An 18,239-nucleotide genomic window follows, 5' to 3' on the forward strand; every position below is an offset into this window, starting at 1 on the left:
GTGGACGTTCAGGTCCTTGGCCATCTGGCGGATCACCGGTTTGGGCTCGGTGGTGCGGTACATCCGGATCGCGCGTTCGCGCAACTCCAACGGGTACTTTCTCGGTGCGCTCATGACGCCGGTTCCTCTCATGTGACCATCAGGCCACGGTGAGCAACCTCCCGCATCTCGAGGGAACCTCAGTTCACACTGCGTACAGGAACTCGTTCAACTGCGGGTTTGCCACAAGGTGGGTGACCTCCAGGACCTGGCCGTTCCCGTTGCGCGTGATGCGTCGGATGACCACCACCCACGCGCCCTCCGGCAGCCCGAAGGCCGCGGCTTCTTCGGTGGTGGCCGGTCGCGACGAAAGCGCGTCCGTCTGGTTGCCCGCGATGGTGTGGCCCGCCTCTTCGAGCCTGGCGTACATTCCTCCGGGCCCGGTGTTCTGCTCCGCCAACTGCGGGATCGCCTCGGATACCGCAGGCGGGAAGTAGGTGGCGGCGAGCTGGTAGACGCCGGCCTCCTGCGTGGCCATGACCCGCGTCCGGGTCAGGACCGGAGTCGAGGCTTCAACGCCGAGTTCTTCGGCGATGCCGGCCGAGGCCGGGGCGGTGGTGATGTCGGTGGTAACGGTAGGCGTCTCACCCCGTTCCTGCACGTCGTAGTAGAAACCGCGCTGGTCTCCGGTCCCCGTCGTGCGGTTGCGTGCGGTACGGATCATCGGGCGTGTGGTGGTCATGCCTTGCTCCTTTTGGAAAGTGGTGGCCCGAACGTAGTTGCGGGCCGCTCAGGGCGCTACTGATCCCATTTGGATGTCAGGTCGTGAGAACCGCTCTGGCCCGGTCCACGACCTGACGTGCGCCGACGGTCTGCACCTGGGAGAACGCGCTGCGAACTTCGGCCATACGGGTGAGAAGGCGAGGCGACTGGACGTGTTCGACCATGTCAAGTGCCGTGTTGGCAGCCTCAATCGCTCCGTCAATACTTCCCGCTTGCAGTCGGATCATGGATAGCGACCCGAGATGGAGTGCGCGGTTGCGAGGTTGGTCCGCTCCGAATTGGGCGAGTCCCTGGACAAGGAGGGCCTCGGCGCGTGCGTGGTCACCGGCATCGGCCCAGGCGCGGCCGGTGTCTCCCGTGATTACGGCAGGCTGAATCCAGTAGGACCAGTCCGGGTCGGCGGACGTTGCCTCGGCTATCGCGCGTTCCGCCTCGTCGAGGCACGCCTGCATCTCCCGCTGTTGGCGCAGCAGTGCGTGTGCGCGGGCTTGGCGGGAGGCCAGGAGGGCGTGGACGGCGCCGAGGGGGTGGTGGCGGATGCCGGCACGGGCCGCCTGGAGGATCGGGACGGCGTCTTCGGGTCGGTTGATCCACACGGACTGGTAGCCGATTCCGGAGACGATGTGCGCGCCGAGAAGCCCGTCGTCGATGGTGTGGACGACTTTCAGGGCCGTGAGCCAGTAGTACTGGGCGCGGGCTGGGTCTCCGGAGTCGAACGCCAGCCAGCCTGCGAGCTGCGCGAGTTCGGCGGCGACTTCATGCAGGTGGCGGCCGGTCTCCACGTCGTAGGAGCCATCGGAGACGAGCCGGAGAATCCATTCCAGGTCGTGGGTGGCCATGGCCAGGACCTGCGGGCCTCCTCCCTGGTTATCGTCAAGCCGCCGCAAGTCAGCGATGCGGCGGGTCACGGTGTCCAACATCAGCGGGCTGACCGGCTCATCGCCGTGGTGTGGTCGAAATGGTTCGGACGGCTGGAGCAGCCAGCCGTTGACCACTGCCTTCAGCAGAGCACTGCCGGCCAGGGTGAGCATTTTGTGGCGGTTCATTGACAGATGCCTCCGGGTCACGGTGTTGGCCACGACACGCGTACCGAGTTGCGTCCACGGCGCGTCCAACCCGTCGTCTGCGAAGACGTCCTCATCGTCTGAACAACCGCTGGGCCAAAGCTCCTCCGCGGTGATCCGCTGGCTTAAGGCTCGGCCGATCACTTGGGCGGTTGCAGCCCGGATTCCCGGCTGGCGGGGCCTGGCCCCGCGCAGCCATTTGAACGGCGTCTTGTCGCCGACGGTTCCCTCACCGCACAGACGGTTGATCTCGCGGGCGAGTTTGCCGGGGGTCCAGTTCAGCTGCCTGAGGTAGTCGGCCAGCGGGTCTGACATCGCGGTGCCTTCCGGTACATACGAGCACACTGCCAGCGAGACGGAACGGTCGCCACCACGATGCCACCGCATACCGGCGTGTCGCACCCGAATCACCGGCCGTGCCGCTGAGGAAACCGAGGAAACCCTTGAGGCCCGCCAGGAAACCGAAGCAACCTCGAAGAAACCGAGGGAACTACTCCACACCTGCCGATCATGGTGTGACGAGCGATGCACTGTGTGTACTCGAACCGAGGGGGTGCACATGGACCACAACGATGCAACGTCGCTGGTAGAACCACTGCTCGGCACCACCATCATCGTCACCGTCGACCCCACCGCGTTTCACATACTGCTGACCGATGTCGATCATCCGACCGATGAACGAGCCGCATTGACGCCGGCGGAAGCCGAGCAGATGGCCGGCAAAGCGATAATCGCCGCCGATCGGCTCACAGCGTTGGTGAACGACCTCGGCGGGCCCCTGGAAAGCCGGGTCGTTGTGGAGATGTCAGCAGCCGCGGACAAGTTTCGGCGGCTCGCCGCCGACCTCCACACTGGCCGCCGACTCCTCGGACTTCCAGCGCCGACGACCCCCGGACCCATTTCCCGACCCGGAGCCGTGGACCTCGTCGCTGCTCTATGACTCCGTCCGGTGCCGGTGCGATCCACGGGCACCAGACGGGCATCACCCGACGCCTCCACCCTGAGGACCGGCTCCGCTGTCGTGGCCGGTTCGAGGCGTACGGGACCGGGCGGGTGGACCGTCGCCCGTGAGGGCTCGTACGACCCGCCTGCCCGCACAACTGACCGGCTCCAGAACGCCGATCCGGTCCAGTTCCCTCCGCCGGGGAAACCCCTGTTCCCCGGCGGAGGTTGGTGGCCTCCTGCTCCGGGGTGCCACCACCACCCCCGTTCTCGCAGCCCGCCCAGGAACTTGCGGAATCCTTCACCCACCGCCACTCCACGACAGGGACTTCTCCGTGCCCACTTTCCTCAGCCCGACCACGCTGCCCATCCTCCGTGCTGCTTCGGCGGTCAAACCCTCCGCCATGTGGTTCGGGGACCCGGCGGCGTGGGCGGAGCGGGCGGTCCGCGGCCTCGCGGCCCACCAGCTCGACCCCACGGGGCGGATCAGCTGCGCACTGCGCGCCTTCGGCCGGGGCAGTTGCAACCCGCGCGGCACTAACACCGCGCACATTGTTGATGTCCTGGACAAGGCCCAGGCCCTTGACCCGGGTTACCGCGCCTGTCCCGAAAGCGTCGACGCCATGATCAATCATCTCGTCCTCGGCGACCGCGATGCCCTGTACACGCTGGTTGCGGGACACACCGCGGCGCTCGGGGCATTCACCAACACGGCTGGCTTCCAGGAGCGGGAAGAGGAGGACGTTGACGCGTTCTGGACGTCCGCTCTGGAGTGCGACAAGGAACCTCTACCGCTCCCACAGCGCACTCCGGGGGAAGCACTGCGGCGCCTTGCCCAGTCGAGCCCAGCCCGTGGCTGGGCCGGCTGGTTCACCAAGCCCGGTGATCACCCGGTGAGGGCGTCCGCACAGCGGACCCACAGCAATCTCGCGCCGTACGCGGAGAAACCCCCGTTCACCCTGCGGGACTTCCGGCCCAGCCACCAAGACTGTGCGCGGTGGTCGGCAGTGGACTGGGACGTGTTCGTCAACCTGGGCGGGATCGCGTGACCAGGACGGGCGTGACGGCCGTGCACACCCCGCTGGAGTACCAACGCTCGCTGCCCACGGTGGCGGTCTCCGTGCCGCGGATTCGCCGGGAGGTGCGCGAAGCGCTGGTCGAGTGCGGTCTGGCCCGCGACCATCCGCTGCTGGACGTGGCATTGGTGGTCCTGAACGAGCTGACGACCAATTGTGTGCAGCACGCGGCGCTGCTCTCCGAGTACTTCGACGTGCGCCTGGTGGTCGAGGGCGGGTTCCTGACCATCGCGGTCCACGACCGCCACCCCTACCGGCCGAGCGCACTGCTCGTCGCCCACGTGGACGGACTGGGCGGACGTGGCCTGGCGATCGTCCGGGCGCTGGTGGACGACGTCGGAGGCAGCACCGCCGTACCGGCCGACGACGACGGCAGCGGAAAGACGATCGTCGTCACCCTGCCCCTGTAGAACCCCGTAACCGCCAACTGGAAAGGACCAAGACGGTGAAGGCAGTGCCCGTGTCGGCCACCCCCTGGACCGGCCTGTCGACGACGGAACCAGAACCGGCGTTCGCCGCCGTTGTGTTGACCGTCGACCTGCCCGTCGAGCACGCGTCCGTCCGCGAAGCCTGGAACGCGGCGCACCAGGCGGCGGCCAAGGCCCGCATCCGGCCGCTGGAAAGGGCCGAGGCCATCGTGAAGATCGCCACCGGGCTGGTGGCGTACGCGGTGAAGCACAGCGAGGCGAGCATGGTCCGGCTGTCCGTGATCTCCTACCGCCCTGGGGCGTGGGAGGTCAAGATCTGCTGCCTTTTGATGCCCCAGCCGCTCCCCTACAGCTCCTGGCCGAAGCGCACACCGGACGACATCCACGCCGTCCTGGCACTGGCCACGGCCTGGAGTTCACACGTCGACGCCGGAGTCACGACCGTCGTCGCGGTCGTCGCATCGCAGGTAGAGCCCGGCCCGCAGATCCCCCGGGCCCGCGTCGCCCGGAAGACACCGACGCCAGGGCTGACCGCGAGACGACCAGCCGCTCAGGCGGTCCGACACTGACACGGCCGGACACGGCCCCCCGATCCGCCGCCCGGCTCCGCGCCCCCACCGGAGCCGGGCGGCCTCCAGCCCCGTTGCCGAAGCGCCGACCGGGGAAACAACAAACACGAATGAGGAGAACACCATGGGTGAGAAAAAGGGCGGCGACCACTCCGGCAAGCCGGACACCGCCGGGAGCGACGGGCACCGCGAGAAGCCGCCGAACCCGCCGAAGAAGGACGAGAAGAAGAAGTAGGGGCATCCGATGACGGCGACGACGGCCAAACTCCTCGCGGAGCTGGACGCGAAGGACGCCATCCCCCCGGGGTGGCGGAACACAGTCGCAAAGGTGGACCGTGGCGGCTTCATTCCCGAGAGGTTCGGGGACTTCGACTTCCGAATCGACCCGGACGCGTGGTGTGGCCGGGTGTACTCCGACACTTCGATCGTCATCCAGACAAACGATGGACTGGACACCCCGTGCGGGGTGTTCGAGTTGCCGACGTCGTCGTCTTCGAAGCCCTCGGTGATGCTGGAGATGCTGGCCCTGACCGGGCTTGAGCCCGGCATGGGGGTCTTTGAGGGCGGTACCGCCACCGGGTACAACGCGGCGCTTGTCGCCCACAGGGTGGGCGACGGGAACGTCACGTCCGTGGAGTACGACGGGCTCCTGGCCCGGACCGCCGGCCAGAACCTGGCCGCCGCCGGATTCCACCCCAAGCTCCTGACCGGTGACGCTTCCGCAGGGCACCCGCAGAAGGCCCCGTACGACCGGATGCTCTTCACGTACACACAGCGGAGCCTCCACCGCGGGCTGCTGGATCAGGTCCGCAACGGTGGGCGGATCGTCACCCCGTTCGGATCGTCGTACTTCGAAGGGTCGTATCTGGCCCTGGACGTACGCGACGGGGTGGGGACCGGGCGGTTCTCCGGCAACCCGGACTTCATGTGGGACCGCAACCAGCGGCCCCGCAGCGGGTTCGTGCGGGACTTCTACCACGGGGAGGAGGGCACCAAGACGCGTACCCGCACCGCGCCGCAGTACGTCCTGCAAACCGATCCGGCGTTCTACATCAGTCTGACCATCGGTGACGTGCGGTCCAGTTGGGTTCCCGCGCCGACGGGTGAGGACGCCACGCTGTGGTTGTTCGCCGATGTCGGGAAAAGCTGGGCGCGGGTGGTGTACGCCGTGGATGCCACCGCCTACGTGGTGGAGCAGTACGGGCCGCGCGCGCTGTGGGACGAAATTCTGGCGGTCTACCAGAGCTGGGAGCGTCTGGAGTGCCCGTCGCGTGACCGGTTCGGTATCACGGTGACGCCGCAGGGCCACAGGTTCTGGCTGGACGACCCAAAGGACGGGGTGCTCACGTTGTAGCCCCTACCGCCCTCAGCTCTGGATGCCAATACCAAGGCTGAGGGCTGCACCGACAGCAGACCCATGGATACATGCTGCGTCCAGAAAGCACCGCTGCGGTAAAGCACCCACCGGCACCACCGGAAACACCTGAACGGCCGACCCGCCCCGCTCGGTGGCGGACGGCCCTGGAACCCGGGAGGCACCCCGTGCACACACTGATCGCCAGCCCGTTCCTCGAACAACACCTTCTCCTGCGGCCCGGCAGTCGCGGCGGGCTCCTCCTGCCCGAAGCCCGGTACGAGGAACTGCGCCGCCGCAGCCCCGCCGAGTCCGCGCCCGACTGGTTCACCGAGACCGTCCGCACCCAGTGGGCCGACCTCGACGTCGAAGGCCGGGCGGCGGGTTCGTTCCTTCTGATCCGGGAGCCGTCCACGTGGGGCTACTCACGGGCCAGCTGGGAGATCAACCTCGGCTGCAACTACGCGTGCAAGCACTGCTACCTGGGCGTGAAGCAGTACTCCGGGATGCCGCTGACGGACAAGCTCAGGTGCTTGCAGATCATGCACGACGCCGGGGTCCTGTGGCTCCAGATCACCGGCGGCGAGCCGACGGTCGACAAGGACTTCAAGCCCTCGTACACAGCCGCGTGGCTGATGGGCATGATGCTCAGTGTCTCCACCAACGCCTCCCTGCTGTGGCGCGAAGACCTGCTGGAGATGTTCGACCGGTTCCCGCCGTACCGGATCACCGTCTCCATCTACGGGGCGACGCGGGACAGCTACGACGAGCTGACCCAACGCGCGGGAGCCTGGGCCCTGTTCGTGCGGGGCATGGACGCCGCCCGTGCCGCCGGCCTACCGCTGCGGATGAGCATCATCGTCACCGAGGACAACGCCCACCAAGAGCAGGCCATGATCGACCTGCGCCGCGAGTGGGGCGTCGAACACAACGTCTTCACCAACATGACGCCGACGATCTACGGCGGCGGCGAGTCCCTGACCGCCCAGTCCAAAGAACACCTGAAGATGCGCAAGCCGTTCGGCGGCTGCAACGCCGGCCACACCTTCTTCCACACCGACCCGCACGGGCTGGTGTCCATCTGCAAGATCGGCCGCGACGACCAGATCAGCCTCCCCGCCGAGGGGATCGAGGGCCTGGCCCGGCTGGGTGAGATCGCGGACCGCCTCATGCTTCGCACCGGTGGCTGCTCCGGCTGCCAGCTCTCGGGCGCCTGCACGGTGTGCAGGCCCCTGGCCAAGCACTACCAGGAGGCGAAGGCACCACTGTCCAGCTACTGCCAGCACGGAATCAAGAAAGCAGGGTGAAGGCAATGTCCGCTGTCACCGTCAAGATCCTCAAGCAGCGCCCGCCCCTGGGCGGCCAGCCGTACCTGACCCGTCCGATCGAGGACGCCGTACCGCCGGTCACCGTGATCACGCCCGTCGCGGACCTGGACGGCGTCCTGGAGAGCGTCCGCTGCTCGTGCAACGCAGGTGACGACAACCCGCACTGACCGCCAACCGGTCAATACCGTTCAGGCCCCGACACTTTCGTGTTGGGGCCTGAGCCCTGTGTGCCGGGCGGGTAGCGTGCGCGCATGCGTTTCCAGTGGGACTGGCTGCGGGCCACGGCTCCGGTGCCGTACGTGCCGACCCTCGGGCCCGTCCACCCCGACACCTTCACCCCCGAACTCTTCTCGGACGTCCTCCGCGTCGCCGGGACCGGAGACTTCCTTCCGTACGACAAGGACCGGCGGTGGTTCGAGCTCAAGGACGAGACGGTCCTTTCCGACCGCATCGAACACACGAGCGTACGGACCCTGATCCCGACAGTGTCCCGTCGCGGCAACGGCGTCCTCACCGTCTACACCTACGGGCCCGGTCAGGATGAAGCGGCCGATCTGGCGGCCAAGCTTGCCGTCGGCCATTCCGCGGCAACGTCCCGCGTGGTCAGGCTCCACGGGCCCGGTGACGAACTCCCTTACGGGGCAGCGGTCACCCGCGTCCAGCTCCACGAGTTCGTTTCCGGTGGTTCTCCTCCAGACGGGCCGGTTCAGTCCGTGGACCGTCTTCCCCAGCCGGTCGGGGACACGTTCGGGGCCTTCGCCCAGCGGCTCGCTGGTGACGGTTTCGCGTTCCTCCACACCCAGATGCAGGCCGACACTGTCGGGCCCGTCCTCGCTGTCACCAATGGAGGCGAAGTCGTCGGGGCAATCGGCCCGATGGAGACCATGACCGACTCCGCCGGAGGCACCCGTCTCCTGCCGCAGTACTTCGGCGTCCTGCCCGAACACCGAGGACACGGGCACGGACGGGCGCTGTGGCGGGCGGCCATGGATTGGGGTGCCACCCACGGCGCTGACTACCAGCTCCTCCAGACCGAGGTCGGCGGAGCGTCCGACTGCTTGTGCCAGGCCGAGGGCCTGCGGTCGCTGGGGTTCGTCAGCGTTACGAAAGTCTGAGTTGCCAAAGAGACGCGGAGCCTCGGAAGGGAGCAGGTCAGACAGCCCCCATGCGTGAGCGGACCGTCGAACACACCCCTCTCCCACCAGGACACACCAACCCACCGTGTGGCGCTGACCAGCCAAATCAGCGCCACACGGCAGTACCCACCCCGCCCTGGCACGAACCCGCCTCCACTCCTAAAGCGGGTGTCGCAGGTTCGAATCCTGCCTAGGGCACAGCGGGGCCGTTCTTGAGACGGTCCTTGGTTGATTGACGAGATCCCGCACGGTCCTTCAGGGCCGGGTGGGATCTCGTCGTTTCGGGGCTGATTCGCGCTGGAGTGCGGGTCAGGGGAGGCGCGGGGGAGGCAGGAAACACCTGGCAGATCGGAGTGGGGAGCGATACGCTCCCCGCGATGATGACTCTTTCTGCTCACAGATCGGGGGTCCCGTCCGCGCAAGGTGAGTGCTGATGCTCACTCAGATCGCGAACGAGGATTCCCTCCTTTCCCGCTGGCTGCGCGTGCGAGAGTTCGCCGTGCCACCCTCCATGATCGAGACTGCGACCGCCCGCCGCTGTGCCGGGGACTGGGCAGGGGCCTGCGCCGCCGCAGGCATTGATGTCGACCTCAATCTGCGTTCCGTGGCGCGCGCCCGTGGCCAGGAACTCACAACCCGAATCCGGGCTGATCTCCGCCATCTGGTGCCCGACCTGTTGCGCTGGCACATGCCGAGGATCGCTCCTGACGGACTGCTGCGCCCAGGACTGACCATCGCTCTGGCCCGGTACGACACGGTGGGGCATGCTGGCGAATGCACAGTGCACCTCGTGGCCCGGACTCCGCCAGCCTGGGCGGAGTCCGGTCAGCGGATCAGCCTCACACTGTGGGACGGATCCCACTCCGAGGCCAGTGCCCGCCGTCATCCACATCCCCATCCGAACCGGCGCTTCCGCCTCGACCTGCACCGCCACCTGTGGGACGCGCGCAGGACCGATGAGCTGCGGATCCGGTCCGGGGCTGATCGGCCGCCCGCCGATGACCGCCCTGTGCTGAACCCGGACCTGTTGGAGATGTTGCCGCGGGGGCGCCGCTGCGCCGTCGACCGGTGGGCGGCCGAGGCCGGGATTCTCCTGCGCACCGAGGGGCGGCCCACCGGCACCGTCACCGTACGGTTCGGGGCCCGGCTTCGGCTGGGTCTGGACCTGGTCGCGGACAGCCACGGCGTCGGGCCGCCCGCCTTGCGGATCGCGGCGGCATCCACCGGTGGCGGCGCTTCCGCGCTGCCCGTCCTTCCCGACGCGGCGACCTGGGAACTGCCCGACCTGGCACTGATCCGCACCGGTTTGATCGAGGCTGGCCAGTTGCACCCGCTGGTCGCATCGGCGCTGGTAGCGGATCATTCACCGGCCGCTCCGCCCCGGGTTCCGAACCGGGCAGGACAGCCGCGCCTCGTGGAGTGCCGGGGAGCCCCGCACCGGATCGGCCTGGTCAACGGGGTGCTGGCCGCACTGGACCACGACCCCGGCGAGCTCCGCCGGGAGGAACTCCTGGCCGCGCTGACCGGCACACCGGTTCCCTGTCTGCAGGCCATCGATGAGGCGCACCGTCGTCCGGACTGCCTCCCCGGCGTTCGCGAACGCCTAGAGCACGGCGACACCGTCGGTGCGCTGGCCGTCGTCGAGGGCCTCCTCGGTCCCGACGCACTGCTGCGCAGCGGCGATCTGCGGGACGAACTGGAGACCGCCGCGCTACGGCGGGTCACGTACGGACTGTTCAGGGCTGGCCTGGCCGGACCCGGGCCCGACCGCATCCCCCCGCCTGACCGTCCCCGTCCCCGAGACCTCCGCTCGCACCCGCGCAACACGATGTCCCGCTGACCCGGGGGGACTTCCGTCCCCCCCGCCGCTCCCCCGTCCTTCGGACGGGAGGTGCCCCTGCGTACCCACTACCAACCAACAGGTGATCAAACATGCCCACGTACACCCCGTTCGCCGCAATCGACACCCACGCCGACCCGACCCACTGCAAAGCGACCGGCGGCAAAGCGACCGGCGGCAAAGTGACCCACGCCACCCAGCTCGACGTCGCCGGCGACTTGCTGGCCCTGCTGCGCGACGCGACCACTGAACCGCGCCCCGACGCACAACTTGAGGCCCTGACGCTGGCCGTAGCCGCCGACCTGCCCGTGATCCTGTGGGGTGAGCCGGGCATCGGCAAGACCGCGGCGCTGACGCAACTTGCCGCAGCCCTGGACCTTCCGCTGACCACAGTGATCGCCAGCGTGCATGAGCCGTCCGACTTCTCGGGGCTGCCCATAGTCGGAGACGATCCCGCGGAACACGGCGTCCCGATGGCCCCGCCGGACTGGGCAGTGCGCCTGGTACGGGCCGGCCGGGGGCTGCTGTTCCTGGACGAGTTGTCCACCGCACCGCCGGCCGTTCAAGCCGCCCTGCTCCGCCTCGTGCTGGAGCGTCGGATCGGCAGCCTGCAACTGCCGCCCGGAGTCCGGATCGTGGCGGCCGCCAATCCGCGTTCCTCGGCGGCTGACGGCTGGGAACTGAGCCCGCCACTGGCCAATCGATTTGTTCATCTTCAGTGGACCCACGACCACGAGGTCGTGGTTCGCGGCCTCGGTGGGACGTGGCCCCGGGCAACACTGCCCCGGCTCGCCCCTGAGCGGTTGTCGGAGGCCGTGGGCTTCGCCCGCCGTGCGGTGTGCGGGCTCCTCGCCGCCCGCCCCGCACTCGTGCACCGGTTGCCCAGCAATGAGACACGCCGGGGCGGCCCCTGGCCGTCCCCCCGGAGCTGGGAGATGACGCTGCACCTGATCGCCTTCGCGACTGCCGCCGGATCCTCTCGGGAAGTGCTTTCCCTGCTGGTCAGGGGAACCGTGGGGGACGGCCCGGGGCTGGAGCTGCTGGCCAGTCTGGACCGGATGGACCTCCCGGACCCTGAGGTGCTTCTCGCCGACCCCGCGGGTGCCGTGCTGCCCGAGCGGGGGGATCTACGACAAGCGGTACTCGACGGTGTGGTGGAAGCGGTCCGCAACCGCCCGGAGAAGTCCCGCTGGGACGCGGCGTGGGCAATCCTGGTCCGGGCGATGGAGACCGGGGCACCCGATCTGCTGGTCGTCCCCGCGACCACACTCGCCGCGCTGCGCCGACCGGACTGGGACGTACCGGCATCGATCGAGCGGCTCGCCGGAGTGGTGTCCCTGTCCCGGCGGGCGGACCAGGCGGCGGCTCGGGCCGCAGTCGCCGCGAAGGCCGGCCGATACTGATGACCCACAGAACACCGAACACCCGGGGTACATCAGGGACATCGACCGGACCGACCGCACCGACCGCACCGACCGCACCGACCGCACCGACCGCACCGGAGCCATTGGACCTCGACAAGCTCTTCGCCGCCCGGTTGCACGCCGCCCGGGTCCGGCCCTACTTGGCGACGGCGCTGTTCGCCCTGCACACCGTGGAGTCGCGACGGGTGCCGACGATGGCCGTCGACCGGCACTGGCGGTGTTACGTCTCACCGACGTTCGTGGCTCGGACACCGGTGGAGGAACTGGCCGGGGTATGGGTGCACGAGGTGTCACACCTGCTGCGCGATCACCACGGGCGCAGCGACCGGGTCGCGCGCGAGCGCGGGCTGACCGGCCCGGGGGAACGGCTGCGGATGAACATCGCCGCGGACTGCGAGATCAACGACGACGTGTTCGGTGACGGGCTGGTCCGGCCCGACGGCGCTGTCGATCCGAAGTCCCTGGGGCTGTCCGAGGGTGAGCTCATGGAGGACTATCTGCGCCAGTTCCGGCTCGGTCCTTATACGCAGGGCCTGGTCTGGCTGGACTGTGGCAGTGGTGCCGACGGACTGGACCGTGAGTGGGAGGTGGGCCCGGACGGCGCGCACGGCCTCAGCGCGCAGGAACGCGACGCGGTCCGGTTCCGGGTGGCGCAGGGCATCACGGCCCGTCCGGGGGACGCGCCGAAGGGGTGGAAGCGCTGGGCGGATGAGGCGTTCCACCCGCCGCAGCCGTGGCGGCAGTTGCTCGGAGCGGCCGTCCGCTCGGCAACCTCAGGGGCCGGTGCGGGCGAGGACTACACCTACAGCCGGCCGTCGCGGCGCTCGGCCAGTGTGCCTGGCACGGTCCTGCCGAGTCTGCGCCGCCGGCCGCCCCGGGTCTGCGTCGTCATCGACACCTCAGGGTCGGTCAGCGACACCGAACTGGGCAGTGCGCTCCTCGAAGTCGCCGCGATCTCCCGTGCGGTGGGCGGCCGTCGCGACCTGGTCACCGTGCTGCCGTGCGACGCGGCGGCCCAGGTGGTGCACCCGCTGTGCCGTGCCGAGGGGATACCGCTGCTGGGCGGTGGAGGTACGGATCTACGCACGGGTTTCGCCAAGGCGCTCCGGGTCAGTCCCCGACCGGATGTCATCGTGGTCCTGACCGACGGACAGACCCCCTGGCCGGACACACGACCACCGTGCCGGACCGTGGTGGGTCTGTTCCCCCGGCTGCGGGGAGGCTCGTCGTGGGACGAGGACGATCCCGACTACGTACCGGACTCGCCGCCTGTTTGGGCCCGAGTGGTTGAAATCGGTTCGGCTCCCGCTGTCCGGTGAGCCCCCCGGGGTGGCATGGGTCCAACAGCTCGACGTGACTTGGCTGCCCGGGCCCATCGTGTGAACTCCCAGCATCAGTACGACGAACCACCCTGGGCTGGTCCGAGTCCTGGATGCTTCCGCATTCGACCGTGATTCCGTTTCCGCGCGCGGATCCGGAACCCGTCGGGTTTGATTCGAACCAGACAGCTCCGGCGTACGTACCAGAGACCGGAGCAGCCGTACGGATCGACGGAGGAGCACAACGATGGACGCAGTCGAACAGGACAGCGGGCGGGCACCCGGGGTGCAGCGCCGCGGAGTGCTCGCGGTCGGGGCGGCGGTCGTTGGTGCCGCGGCGTTGGCCGCGTGCGGAGGCAAGGACAACAAATCGAATGCCACAACACCGACGGACACCGCTGGCGGCCAGGCTGCCAGCGGGACGACCGGCGGGAACGGCACCCCCAGTTCCAGCGCAGGAGCCGCCGCCCAGGCTGCGGGACTCGCCAAGACCTCGGACATCCCGATTGGTGGCGGGAAGATCTTCGATAAGCAGAAAGTCGTCGTCACCCAGCCGACGGCGGGTGTGTTCAAGGCGTTCACCGCGGTCTGCACGCACCAGCAGTGCCTGGTCGCCAAAGTCTCCGACGGGGAGATCCAGTGCGCGTGCCACGGCAGCCGGTTCTCCGCGACTGACGGCTCAGTGACCCACGACCCCGCCAAGTTGCCGTTGAAGGCGAAGAAGGTCACCGTGACCGGCGACTCGATCAGCGTCACGGACTGACAGCCTCGTGAATGCGCGTTGACCGTGGGGATTCTGCGATTCCGACAACCGGACACTCCACCTTGGTCCGCGGAATCCCCATGGTCAACACGCGCCCTGAACCGACTACCCGGCGCGATGCTCCGCCACTGCGGCCCGCACCACCGGGACGGCCTCCTCCGCGAGGAGGTGCAGCTGCGACAGCTCTGGGGCCGGGCACTCCGGCGATGACGCTGATCGGGTGGACTGGGTCCGGGCCCGACTGGGCCCCGTTCGAACGGTGGAACTGCCCCTCGCAGACCGTCAACCCCAGCGGGCGTCACGGGCCCGGCCGACGTCAACCCCAGCGGGCGTCACGGGCCCGGCCGACGTCAACCCCAGCGGGGGTCGCTACCCGGTCGGGTTCTTCAACGCCCTCCTACGCGGACTGCCGCTCCGCGTCGGTGACGATCGCGGTGATCCTCGCGCCGTCCATCCACTCCGCCAGCAGTTCACGGTCCAGCGCGATGATGTCCTGGTTCGCCGCGAGATTCTGCGCCGGTGCGGTGAACCGGCAACTGGCGACGAGGACCGCCACGTCGGCATCGTGCACCGGGCGGGCAGTGCCGACGAAGCGCTGCATGTCGGGGCTGCCGACGCTGCGGGTCGGGGCGTACCGCTTGCACTGGATCACCAAGAGCCTGCCGTCGGGCAGCCGGCCGACGACGTCCGCACCGAGGTCTCCGGCCCCGCCGTTGACTTGAATCTCCGTACAGCCGTCTCTCCTGCACAGGCTCGCGACGTGCTGCTCGAACTCGGGCCCGGTCATCGCGTCGACTTCAGCCAGGCTCGTGCGTCGGACCCGGCGCGGCGTGGGCCCGCCTTCCCGCAGGCCGAGGAACGCCAGCGCTTCCGGCGCCCGTTGTTCGACGATGCGTACGACGGACGCGGCGAGGACCAGCACGGTGCCCGCGCCGATGACCAGCAGGAGCGCGTCCCAGGCGTGCAGGTAGCCGGAGACGATCGCTGCGAGGCACGCGGCGGCCAGCCCTGACCAGTAGGCGCGGGCGAAGAACCGGCGCCACGGACCGCGGAGTTGCGAGCCGGGCGGCGGGGCCTCGGAGCGCTGCCCGGGGATTCTCCCGGTGCGCGAACGAACCGCGCGGCCAGTGCCACTTCGTGGTCGGCGCTGCACCGGACCGCGTGCCATCTGCGTCCCGCCCCCTGGTCTGCCCGTTGTGCCGCATATGTAGAGGCCCGACGGTATCCCAGCGCGGCCCCGCACTGTGGGACCGAACGGGTGACGCGTGTCGCGGAATGCGCAGGTCAGACCCCTTGACTGGTGGTACGGGTACGGTCAGTCAGAGCAGTGAACCGCCGCACAGTCGAGGAGCCTCGGATGGACGTCCCGTCCCGCAAGCACGCCACCGCCGCAGCCGAGCGGATCGCCGGGTACGTCCGGCGCACCCCGGTGGTCGAGGTGGAGGCGGGTGCTCTCGGCCCGGCACCGCTGACGCTGAAGCTCGAACTCCTGCAGCACACCGGCTCGTTCAAGGCCCGCGGCGCGTTCAACACGCTGCTCGCCGCGCGCGCGGACGGAATGCTCGGCCCGGTCGGTGTGGTGGCCGCGTCCGGCGGCAACGCAGGTGCGGCGGTCGCCTACGCGGCGCGCGAACTGGGCGTGCCGGCAACCATCTTCGTACCGCTGTCGGCCAGTCCGGTGAAGCTCGCCCGGCTGCGGGCGCTGGGTGCGGACGTGCATGTGACCGGCGCGTACTACGCGGACGCGTACGCGGCTTCGGTGGACCACGCGGAAGTTCTCGGCGCGCTGCAAGTCCACGCGTACGACCAATTCGATGTTGTGGCCGGGCAGGGAACTCTCGGCCTGGAGCTGTTCGAGCAAATGCCCGATCTGGACACCGTGCTGATCGCGGTGGGCGGCGGCGGACTCATCGCCGGGGTGACGTCGGCGCTCGACGGGCGGGCGAAGGTCGTCTCGGTTGAACCCGAGCGGATTCCGACGCTGCATCAGGCACTGGCCCACAACGGACCGGTGGACGTCCAGGTGTCCGGCATCGCCGCTGACGCCTTGGGCGCGAAGCGCATCGGGCAGTTCGCGTACGAGATCTGCTCGGTGGCCGGTGTGCAGAGCGTCCTCGTGCCGGACCAGGCGATCGTGGAGGCCAGACACCTCTTGTGGGACCGGCTGCGGATCGCCTCGGAGTACGCGGCGGCCACCGGGCTCGCCGCGCTGCTGACCGGGGCCTACAAGCCGGCCCCCGGGGAGCGGGTCGCGGTTGTGGTGTGCGGCGGGAACACCGACCCCGGGGACCTGAACTGACGTACCGCCAGAAGCAAGGACCGGGAGGGGACTTCAACGAATGCCCCTCCCGAAAGGCCCCTTCAAGTGGCACCCTTCAACAGATCCCCTTCAACCGGTCCCCTTCAACCGGTCCCCTTCAACCGGTCCCCTTCAGAACGGGCTCTACCGGCGATCTGTTCTGTACGGAATCGCTATACGTGTTCGCGGGCCCGCTTCGGCAGCAGGAAGGCCAGCAGCCACACGCCGATGACGGTCGCGGCGAGCACCGGCAGCGTGCTGGTGATCGCGTGTGTGAAGGCGGGCCGGGGGCCGGTCGTCATCCGGTCGTCCGCGTAGCCGAAGAAGATCGTGCCCACGATTGCCACACCGGCACTGCCGCCGAGTTGCTGCACCGCGTTCAGACTTCCGGAGGCCGAACCGGTCTCATGGTCGGACACGCCCGCCAGCGCGATGTCGAAGAACGGTGCCATGAACAGCCCCGCGCCGATGCCGCTGACGACCAGGGCCGGGGCGAGGGCCCAGCCGCTGACGCTGTCCGGGGCGTGGTGGACGGTGAACCACAGGTACATGGTGCCGGCGGCCATGAAGAGCAGTGCGGTGTGCAGCACCTTGCGGCCGTACTTCGGGCCGAACACACCACCGGAGAGTCCGGCGCCGACGGCGCAGCTCAGCGACCACGGGATCATCGCATAGGCCGCGTTGGTCGCCGTCCAGCCGAGGCCGATCTGCAGGTAGAGGGTGAGGATCAGGAAGAAGCTGATCATCGCGCCGAAGAAGACCATACCGACCGCGAGCGCGGCGGTGAAGCCGCGGTTGCGGAACAGGCTGAGCTCGATCAGCGGGGACCGGCCGACCCGGACGCGGCGCAGTTCGTAGGCGATGAACCCGGCCAGGACCGGTACGGCGGCGAGGAGTTCGACGAAATAGCGGGCGGGCCAGCCGGCTTCGCGGCCCTGGACCAGCGGGTGGATGAGCAAGAGCATCGCGGTGCTGAGCAGGACGGTGCCGAGCAGGTCCATGCTCACAGCGCGCGCACGATCGGCCGCCGGGTCCGGCTTGGGGAGGATGCGCAGGGCCAGCAGGAAGGCCAGGACGCCGACGGGGACGTTCACAAAGAAGATCGACCGCCAGTGACTGCCGAACAGGTCGGCGTCGACGAGGACGCCGCCGAGGATGGGCGCACCGACGACCGCGAGGCCCATTACCGGGCCGAAGATGCCGAACGCCGCGCCTATCTCGCGGGGCGGGAACATCTCGCGCAGCAGGCCGAAGCCCTGCGGGACCATGACGGCGGCGGCCAGTCCCTGGAGGGCGCGGGTGCCGATGAGCATCTCGGGTGACTGGGCGAGTCCGCACAGCATCGAGGTGAGGGTGAAGGCGACCGTGCCGATGAGGAACACCCGGCGGCGCCCGTAGATGTCACCGAGCCGGGCTCCGGTGATGAGCAGCATCGCGAAGGCGAGCGTGTATGAGGCGCCGTACCACTGCAACTGGCTGTAGTTGCCGCCGAGTTCCGTGCGGATGGCGGGTGAGGCGACGGAGACGATGGTGGAGTCGAGCAGGTCCATGACTTCGGCGCCGAGGATTACGGCGAGGCCGAGCCAACGCCATCGGTAGGGCGGCGGCTCGTCGGAACCGGAACCGGGGTCCGGGCCGGAGCCGAGGCCGAAGTCGGGGCCGACGTCGGGGCCGACGTCAGAGCCAGAGCCGGAGCCAGAGCCAGCGACTGTTGCAGCGACCCTTTCGATGCCGGTGGTTGCGGTGTTGTGCGTCGTGTCGTCCTTGCTGTTCGATGTGGCGGTCATCCCGAGCTCCTAGAGGTGAGGGCCTGTGCTTGGCGGCGGCTTCCGCACTTGGCAGCGGCCTGCGCTTAGTGGCGGCCTGTGCCGCGAATCCCCGAAAGATCGTGCCGAACACTGTTCGTGATCAAGAACAGTGTTCGTCATCTACGAA

The 18,239-nt window shown here is 68.9% G+C and carries 17 protein-coding genes and 1 tRNA gene; 14 read left to right on the forward strand and 4 right to left on the reverse strand.

Annotated features, from left to right (window positions below):
• Positions 1 to 184 precede the first annotated feature (184 nt).
• Together AC0Z36_RS11465 and AC0Z36_RS11470 are read right to left on the reverse strand one after the other, a co-directional pair.
• The gene (locus AC0Z36_RS11465; protein WP_485462685.1) at positions 185 to 721 is read right to left on the reverse strand and encodes a UTRA domain-containing protein; all 537 of its coding nucleotides are present in this window, start codon (positions 719 to 721) and stop codon (positions 185 to 187) included.
• A gap of 76 nt (positions 722 to 797) precedes the next feature.
• Positions 798 to 2,141, reverse strand: coding sequence for an NsdA family TPR-like regulatory protein (locus AC0Z36_RS11470; RefSeq protein WP_485462686.1), 1,344 nt, complete (start codon positions 2,139 to 2,141; stop codon positions 798 to 800).
• A gap of 244 nt (positions 2,142 to 2,385) precedes the next feature.
• Between AC0Z36_RS11470 and AC0Z36_RS11475 the strand changes: the two genes are divergently transcribed.
• The 13 genes from AC0Z36_RS11475 to AC0Z36_RS11535 all read left to right on the forward strand — a co-directional run bounded on the left by AC0Z36_RS11475 (position 2,386) and on the right by AC0Z36_RS11535 (position 14,005).
• A complete protein-coding gene (locus AC0Z36_RS11475) occupies positions 2,386 to 2,766 on the forward strand; it encodes a hypothetical protein (protein WP_485462687.1) in 381 nt (126 codons plus the stop codon).
• A 337-nt stretch (positions 2,767 to 3,103) separates the two neighbouring features.
• A complete protein-coding gene (locus AC0Z36_RS11480; protein WP_485462688.1) occupies positions 3,104 to 3,817 on the forward strand; it encodes a hypothetical protein in 714 nt (237 codons plus the stop codon).
• An 11-nt stretch (positions 3,818 to 3,828) separates the two neighbouring features.
• The gene (locus tag AC0Z36_RS11485; RefSeq protein ID WP_485462689.1) at positions 3,829 to 4,254 is read left to right on the forward strand and encodes an ATP-binding protein; all 426 of its coding nucleotides are present in this window, start codon (positions 3,829 to 3,831) and stop codon (positions 4,252 to 4,254) included.
• Between the two features lie 35 nt (positions 4,255 to 4,289).
• Entirely contained in the window at positions 4,290 to 4,841 is a 552-nt protein-coding gene (locus tag AC0Z36_RS11490) for a hypothetical protein (RefSeq protein WP_485462690.1), read from the forward strand.
• A gap of 244 nt (positions 4,842 to 5,085) precedes the next feature.
• Positions 5,086 to 6,195 (forward strand): methyltransferase domain-containing protein, encoded by a 1,110-nt coding sequence (locus tag AC0Z36_RS11495; protein ID WP_485462691.1) that lies wholly within the window; start codon positions 5,086 to 5,088, stop codon positions 6,193 to 6,195.
• 188 nt (positions 6,196 to 6,383) lie between these two features.
• Positions 6,384 to 7,502 (forward strand): radical SAM protein, encoded by a 1,119-nt coding sequence (locus tag AC0Z36_RS11500; RefSeq protein WP_485462692.1) that lies wholly within the window; start codon positions 6,384 to 6,386, stop codon positions 7,500 to 7,502.
• Positions 7,503 to 7,507: 5 nt separating this feature from the next.
• Positions 7,508 to 7,690, forward strand: a complete 183-nt coding sequence (locus AC0Z36_RS11505) for a hypothetical protein (protein WP_485462693.1) — start codon at positions 7,508 to 7,510, stop codon at positions 7,688 to 7,690.
• Positions 7,691 to 7,774: 84 nt separating this feature from the next.
• Positions 7,775 to 8,638, forward strand: coding sequence for a GNAT family N-acetyltransferase (locus tag AC0Z36_RS11510; protein ID WP_485462694.1), 864 nt, complete (start codon positions 7,775 to 7,777; stop codon positions 8,636 to 8,638).
• Positions 8,639 to 8,792: 154 nt separating this feature from the next.
• Positions 8,793 to 8,857, forward strand: a tRNA-OTHER gene (locus AC0Z36_RS11515).
• Between the two features lie 235 nt (positions 8,858 to 9,092).
• A complete protein-coding gene (locus AC0Z36_RS11520) occupies positions 9,093 to 10,499 on the forward strand; it encodes a hypothetical protein (protein WP_485462695.1) in 1,407 nt (468 codons plus the stop codon).
• 92 nt (positions 10,500 to 10,591) lie between these two features.
• Positions 10,592 to 11,902, forward strand: coding sequence for an AAA family ATPase (locus AC0Z36_RS11525; protein ID WP_485462696.1), 1,311 nt, complete (start codon positions 10,592 to 10,594; stop codon positions 11,900 to 11,902).
• Positions 11,902 to 13,242: a vWA domain-containing protein gene (locus AC0Z36_RS11530; RefSeq protein WP_485462697.1), complete on the forward strand. Its 1,341-nt coding sequence runs from the start codon at positions 11,902 to 11,904 to the stop codon at positions 13,240 to 13,242. The genes AC0Z36_RS11525 and AC0Z36_RS11530 overlap by 1 nt, the downstream gene beginning before the upstream one ends.
• Positions 13,243 to 13,489: 247 nt before the next feature.
• Positions 13,490 to 14,005, forward strand: a complete 516-nt coding sequence (locus tag AC0Z36_RS11535; protein WP_485462698.1) for a Rieske (2Fe-2S) protein — start codon at positions 13,490 to 13,492, stop codon at positions 14,003 to 14,005.
• A gap of 397 nt (positions 14,006 to 14,402) precedes the next feature.
• Here the strand turns inward: AC0Z36_RS11535 and AC0Z36_RS11540 are convergent, their stop codons facing one another.
• Positions 14,403 to 15,173 (reverse strand): restriction endonuclease, encoded by a 771-nt coding sequence (locus AC0Z36_RS11540; RefSeq protein ID WP_485462699.1) that lies wholly within the window; start codon positions 15,171 to 15,173, stop codon positions 14,403 to 14,405.
• Positions 15,174 to 15,362: 189 nt separating this feature from the next.
• Between AC0Z36_RS11540 and AC0Z36_RS11545 the strand changes: the two genes are divergently transcribed.
• Positions 15,363 to 16,304: a threonine/serine dehydratase gene (locus AC0Z36_RS11545; RefSeq protein WP_485462700.1), complete on the forward strand. Its 942-nt coding sequence runs from the start codon at positions 15,363 to 15,365 to the stop codon at positions 16,302 to 16,304.
• A 173-nt stretch (positions 16,305 to 16,477) separates the two neighbouring features.
• On the opposite strand, the gene AC0Z36_RS11550 is transcribed toward AC0Z36_RS11545, so the two are convergent.
• Positions 16,478 to 18,091, reverse strand: coding sequence for an MFS transporter (locus AC0Z36_RS11550; RefSeq protein WP_485462701.1), 1,614 nt, complete (start codon positions 18,089 to 18,091; stop codon positions 16,478 to 16,480).
• Positions 18,092 to 18,239 lie beyond the last annotated feature (148 nt).

The sequence above is a fragment of the Kitasatospora sp. UYEF31 genome (assembly GCF_057291755.1).

Coding starts and splice junctions, on each gene's coding strand:
- AC0Z36_RS11475 (WP_485462687.1), top strand. CDS start 2,386: ATGGACCACAACGATGCAACGTCGCTGGTAGAACCACTGCTCGGCACC.
- AC0Z36_RS11525 (WP_485462696.1), top strand. CDS start 10,592: ATGCCCACGTACACCCCGTTCGCCGCAATCGACACCCACGCCGACCCG.
- AC0Z36_RS11510 (WP_485462694.1), top strand. CDS start 7,775: ATGCGTTTCCAGTGGGACTGGCTGCGGGCCACGGCTCCGGTGCCGTAC.
- AC0Z36_RS11550 (WP_485462701.1), bottom strand. CDS start 18,091: ATGACCGCCACATCGAACAGCAAGGACGACACGACGCACAACACCGCA.
- AC0Z36_RS11535 (WP_485462698.1), top strand. CDS start 13,490: ATGGACGCAGTCGAACAGGACAGCGGGCGGGCACCCGGGGTGCAGCGC.
- AC0Z36_RS11495 (WP_485462691.1), top strand. CDS start 5,086: ATGACGGCGACGACGGCCAAACTCCTCGCGGAGCTGGACGCGAAGGAC.
- AC0Z36_RS11530 (WP_485462697.1), top strand. CDS start 11,902: ATGACCCACAGAACACCGAACACCCGGGGTACATCAGGGACATCGACC.
- AC0Z36_RS11505 (WP_485462693.1), top strand. CDS start 7,508: ATGTCCGCTGTCACCGTCAAGATCCTCAAGCAGCGCCCGCCCCTGGGC.
- AC0Z36_RS11520 (WP_485462695.1), top strand. CDS start 9,093: ATGCTCACTCAGATCGCGAACGAGGATTCCCTCCTTTCCCGCTGGCTG.
- AC0Z36_RS11470 (WP_485462686.1), bottom strand. CDS start 2,141: ATGTCAGACCCGCTGGCCGACTACCTCAGGCAGCTGAACTGGACCCCC.
- AC0Z36_RS11465 (WP_485462685.1), bottom strand. CDS start 721: ATGACCACCACACGCCCGATGATCCGTACCGCACGCAACCGCACGACG.
- AC0Z36_RS11540 (WP_485462699.1), bottom strand. CDS start 15,173: ATGGCACGCGGTCCGGTGCAGCGCCGACCACGAAGTGGCACTGGCCGC.
- AC0Z36_RS11545 (WP_485462700.1), top strand. CDS start 15,363: ATGGACGTCCCGTCCCGCAAGCACGCCACCGCCGCAGCCGAGCGGATC.